This window comes from Microcystis sp. M079S1 (assembly GCF_020246425.1).
GTDB classification, from domain to species: domain Bacteria; phylum Cyanobacteriota; class Cyanobacteriia; order Cyanobacteriales; family Microcystaceae; genus Microcystis; species Microcystis aeruginosa.
On sequence record NZ_JADBSZ010000298.1, the window covers coordinates 1 to 4,906 of the forward strand.

Genomic DNA, 4,906 nt, shown 5'->3' on the forward strand with positions numbered 1-4,906 from the left:
GTGTCAGTCTGTAGAGCGACCATAAGACCAGAACAGAGTAAATCTGTTAAGGCAGGTGCGGAACCCCGCAAGGGAAAGAAGCAGAAACCTAAATCGTGAGGTTTGGGAATCACCGTCCGTTTACGGCGGTGAGGATGTCAATAATGCCACATCGGCAGCAAAATAGGTCAAAATCAAATCGGCCCCCGCTCGTTTCATACTGGTTAAAGTTTCCAAAATCAGGCTTTTTTCGTCAATCCAGCCCTGTTTTGCCGCCGCTTTAATCATTGCGTATTCACCACTGACGTTGTAAGCGGCGACGGGAAGATGGCTACTGTCGCGCAGACGACGGATAATATCGAGGTAGGCGAGAGCGGGCTTAACCATAATAATATCCGCCCCTTCTGTTATGTCTAAACTGGCTTCCCGTAACGCTTCCCGACTATTAGCCCCATCCATTTGATAGGTTTTCTTATCACCAAATTTTGGGGCTGATTCTAAGGCATCTCGGAAGGGACCATAATAAGCAGAGGCATATTTAGCCGTATAAGCGAGAATTCCCACATCTAGATAACCCGCTGCATCTAAAGCTCGACGGATCGCCCCAACCCTACCATCCATCATATCGGAAGGGGCGACGAAATTAGCCCCGGCTGCCGCTTGCGAGAGCGACATTTTCACTAAAACTTCTAGGGTTTCATCGTTGAGAATTTTACCGTCCTCAACAATACCATCATGACCATAAATTGAAAAAGGATCGAGGGCAACATCGGTAATAATAATTATTTCAGGGACTTCTTTTTTGATCGCTTTCACTGCCCTTGGCACTAAACCATCGGGATTATAACTTTCTCTACCGAAATTATCTTTTTTATCTTCGGCAATCAGAGGGAAAAGAGCGATGGCATTAATGCCTAAATTATAAGCATTAACCACTTCTTTTAGCAATAAATCAAGGGAATAACGATAACAATCGGGCATAGAAGGAATAGCCACCTTTTGATTTTCTCCCTCCATGATAAAGAGGGGATAAATCAAGTCATTAACGGTTAATTCAGTTTCACGAACAAGACTGCGAATCGCTGGAGTATAACGAAGACGACGGGGACGAATCAGCATGATAACAGCGCGTCAAAAATAAAAAGTAAACAGTAAATAGCTGGCTTGGCTCTGGTTTTTTACCTAGGCAAAAACCGGGGATAGGACGATCAAATAATCCTGATCCCCCTGACTAATTAGTGAAAATCGGGACTATGACGAATCAAACTCATAAACTCTTGACGAGTCTTAGCAGAATCGGCAAAAATACCGCGCACGGCACTCGTAGAAGTCCAAGAACCGGGTTTTTCAACCCCGCGCATTACCATACACATATGAGTCGCTTCAATCACCACAGCTACCCCTTGAGGTTGTAGTAATCCTTGCAAAGCATCGGCAATTTGTGCGGTTAAACGTTCCTGTACTTGCAGTCGTCTGGCGTACATTTCACAGATGCGGGCAATTTTCGATAAACCGATCACTTTCCCGTTAGGAATATAGGCAACATGAGCGCGGCCGATTATCGGTAAAATATGGTGTTCACAGGAGCTAAAAATATCGATGTCTCGGATTAAAACCATCTCGTTAGCATCCTCGTGAAAAACTGCCCCATTCAGCAATTCATCCAGGGATTGCTGATAACCAGAAGTGAGAAATTTTAGGGCTTTTACTACTCGTTTAGGAGTGTCTCGTAAACCTTCGCGATCGGGATCTTCTCCTAATCCTAACAGCAGTGTTCTTACCGCTTGCATCATCTCGGCTTCCGATACCGGCGATTTAGGTTCGGTAATCACTTCGGGAAAGTGATTGTAGTCATCATTGTCGAAAATTGCTTTGGACTTAGCTAAGGTCATAGATATTTTTACAGACTCCAATAGTTAATTGATCGGCAAAGTTTTCTGATTTTACCAATTGTCAATAAATACCCTTTGCTAGAGTATTTATTTTTCTGGGCATCTAGACGATAACTAATGAAAGCTATCGGTTTATTTCCTCGTCTTTGGGGTTATCTCCGGTGCGGAAACCTGGAAAAATTGATTTTCCTAGTCACCGAAAAAGTCTTGAGTATCTCCCTAGTTAATTGAGGGCAGAGTTCTACTTCATAATTAATTTATTTTGTCAAGTAGTTCATTTGTTTGCTAGGGTAGTTTTTCAAGAATGATAATCGTTATCATTTTAACAAAAAATTTAGATTTACCAACAAAAATTTTGTCGCCAGATAAAATAGTCCCGTTAAGCTATTTAACTTATTTTGAAGAGATAGGCATATTTTGCGATTTTATCGCTTATATTCAGCAATATTACTGATTTTTTGGTATTCTTCCTCCGAGTATAAATCCGCCAGAGAAGCAAGGCGATCGAGAAAGAGGATTCCTTCGAGATGATCGTATTCGTGTTGAAAGATGCGCGCGACAAAATCGCTGAAAACTTGACGGATTTCGCCACCATTGCGATCGCAATAGGCCACCTCGATCCACTGATGACGGGGGACAAAACCGCGTAAATTGGGGACACTGAGGCAACCTTCCCAACCCTTGACCATTTCCTCGCTGACCCGCAAAATGCGAGGATTAATCACGGCAGTGGGTGGCATCATCGGAGCGTCGGGATAACGAGGATTGGGGTGAGAAGCAACGATAAACAGACGCAGAGACCGAGCAACTTGGGGCGCGGCGATTCCCACCCCGTGGGCAGCTTGCACGGTGGTAATCAGGGAATCGATCAAATTTTGACAGTCAGCATCGAGAAGATTATCGATCGCTGCTGCTTTTTGCTGTAGAATTGGATTTCCTAATTGGGTGATTGTTAAAACTTGCGTCATCTGTCTAAAGATTAATTGTTTCGCTCTGAAAATCATTTTATCTTGAGCGGCAAAATCTCGCTAAACTGATAAGGTTTCCCCGCAGCAGCACTAGAGCAACTTTGTTAATCAAAATTAATCGTGGATAGTAGCGCCCAACAACTTTGGCATAATCTCCTAGAGCGTCTAAAATTACTATTAACGCGTCCCGCTTTCGAGACTTGGTTTCAAACGGCGACGGTTAAAGAATGGCAAAACGATCGCTTAGTAATTCAGGCTGCCAATCCCTTTATTCTTAACCATCTTCAGAAAAATTATCTGTCAACAATTGCCGAAGTAGTGCAGGATATCGTCGGTTATCCCGTCGAGATTCAACTAACGGCACAACAGGGCGATTTGATCGCTATTTTCCAGCCTCACACTAGCTTAGAATCAGAATTATCCCCCGGTAATCAACTTAACCCTAAATATAATTTTTCCCGTTTTGTTGTCGGACCAACTAATCGTATGGCCCATGCGGCCGCTTTAGCGGTGGCGGAATTACCTGGAAGGGAATTTAACCCGCTTTTTCTCTGTGGTGGGGTGGGGTTAGGTAAAACCCATTTAATGCAAGCGATCGGTCATTATCGTCTGGAATTATATCCCCAATCCAGGGTTTTTTATGTATCCACGGAACAATTTACGAATGATTTAATCACCGCTATCCGTCAAGATAGTATGGAAAGTTTTCGTAATCATTATCGTCATGCGGACATATTATTAGTGGATGATCTGCAATTTATTGAAGGAAAAGAATACACTCAAGAAGAATTTTTTCATACCTTTAATACCCTGCACGAAGCGGGAAAACAGGTAGTTTTAGCCTCCGATCGCCTCCCCAAACAGATTCCCAGTTTACAGGATCGTTTAATTTCTCGCTTTTCTATGGGATTAGTCGCCGATATCCAAGCACCGGATATCGAAACTCGCATGGCAATTTTACAAAAAAAGGCCGAGTACGAAAATCTGCGTCTCCCAAGAGAAGTTATCGAATATATTGCCGTTAATTATACTTCTAATATTCGCGAACTAGAGGGGGCATTAATCCGGGCTACTACTTATATTTCTATCTCCGGATTGCCGATGACGGTAGAAAATATCGCGCCGGTTTTAAATCCACCAATGGCCAAAATTGCCACTTCTCCTGAGATTATTATGGCGGTAGTAGCGGAAAAATTTCAACTCTCGATCGCCGATCTAAAAGGAAATTCCCGCCGACGAGAAATTAGTTTTGCCCGACAGATTGGGATGTATTTGATGCGTCAACACACGGATTTAAGCTTACCGCGCATTGGCGAAGAATTTGGCGGCAAAGATCACACCACCGTTATTTATAGCTGTGATAAAATCAACCTTTCCCAGCATCAAGATCGACAATTACAAGAAATCTTAGCCCAACTAATCGAGCGAATTAACTCCCTCAGTCGCAATCAGTAGTCGGGAAGTAGGGTTTTTCAGTGATCAGTAGACCTCTTGCCTAATTTTTTGATGGTATGATGGAATGATTTGCTTTTTTCTCGATTTTTATATGGAAGTCAAAAAAAGAATAAAATGGGTGCATCCCACTTAGAAGTGAGTACAAATACTCAGCAATAGTCTGGTGAGAAAATAGAAACAGCAAAAAAGAAAGAAAGGATTCTAATGTTCAACATTCCTCCTGAAGAACAAGCCCAAATAGACAAATACTTGATAGAGACAGCCAAAATCCTCAGAAAATATACAGAACCCGAGAAACTCAAGGATTTTGAGAGCATAGAGGTAGAAGTCAAGCATCAGATCATGGAGATCGTCTCACCCAGCATCGGGGAATTTTTTTTTCAGAAGGGAAAGAACTTGACATCCTCACCGCCGTAAACGGACGGCGATTCCTCACCACGCCACCTTTTTAGGATGGTCGCGTCAATGGGGTTAGGGACTTGCGCTTTGATAATGTACCTTTTGGGCGAACGCAGTTCGCCCCTACATTGTGGACAAAATCCGTTACTGTAGGGGCGCAAAGCTTGCGCCCTCCGATCGATTGGGATATTATTCCCACGCAAGTCCCTTAAC

General features: G+C 43.1%; 4 protein-coding genes and 1 pseudogene. 1 reads left to right on the forward strand and 4 read right to left on the reverse strand.

Features of this window, described 5'->3' with window-relative positions:
* Positions 1 to 120: 120 nt before the first annotated feature.
* The 3 genes from hemB to def form a co-directional block, all read right to left on the reverse strand.
* Positions 121 to 1,098 carry a porphobilinogen synthase gene (hemB, locus tag IM456_RS19185; RefSeq protein ID WP_149988207.1) on the reverse strand — a complete coding sequence of 326 codons (978 nt, stop codon included), beginning with the start codon at positions 1,096 to 1,098 and terminating at the stop codon, positions 121 to 123.
* Positions 1,099 to 1,214: 116 nt separating this feature from the next.
* Entirely contained in the window at positions 1,215 to 1,871 is a 657-nt protein-coding gene (gene folE, locus IM456_RS19190; protein WP_002752393.1) for a GTP cyclohydrolase I FolE, read from the reverse strand.
* Between the two features lie 425 nt (positions 1,872 to 2,296).
* Entirely contained in the window at positions 2,297 to 2,875 is a 579-nt protein-coding gene (gene def / locus IM456_RS19195) for a peptide deformylase (protein ID WP_287691466.1), read from the reverse strand.
* A gap of 84 nt (positions 2,876 to 2,959) precedes the next feature.
* Here def and dnaA point away from each other — a divergent pair, with 84 nt between their 5' ends.
* Positions 2,960 to 4,294 carry a chromosomal replication initiator protein DnaA gene (gene dnaA / locus IM456_RS19200; protein WP_149988204.1) on the forward strand — a complete coding sequence of 445 codons (1,335 nt, stop codon included), beginning with the start codon at positions 2,960 to 2,962 and terminating at the stop codon, positions 4,292 to 4,294.
* 380 nt (positions 4,295 to 4,674) lie between these two features.
* Here the strand turns inward: dnaA and IM456_RS19205 are convergent.
* Positions 4,675 to 4,906 (reverse strand): annotated as a pseudogene (locus tag IM456_RS19205) (hypothetical protein); the annotation flags it as partial.

Excerpts from the sequence above, each read along its gene's own strand:
- hemB (WP_149988207.1), bottom strand. The coding sequence starts at position 1,098 with ATGCTGATTCGTCCCCGTCGTCTTCGTTATACTCCAGCGATTCGCAGT.
- folE (WP_002752393.1), bottom strand. The coding sequence starts at position 1,871 with ATGACCTTAGCTAAGTCCAAAGCAATTTTCGACAATGATGACTACAAT.
- def (WP_287691466.1), bottom strand. The coding sequence starts at position 2,875 with ATGATTTTCAGAGCGAAACAATTAATCTTTAGACAGATGACGCAAGTT.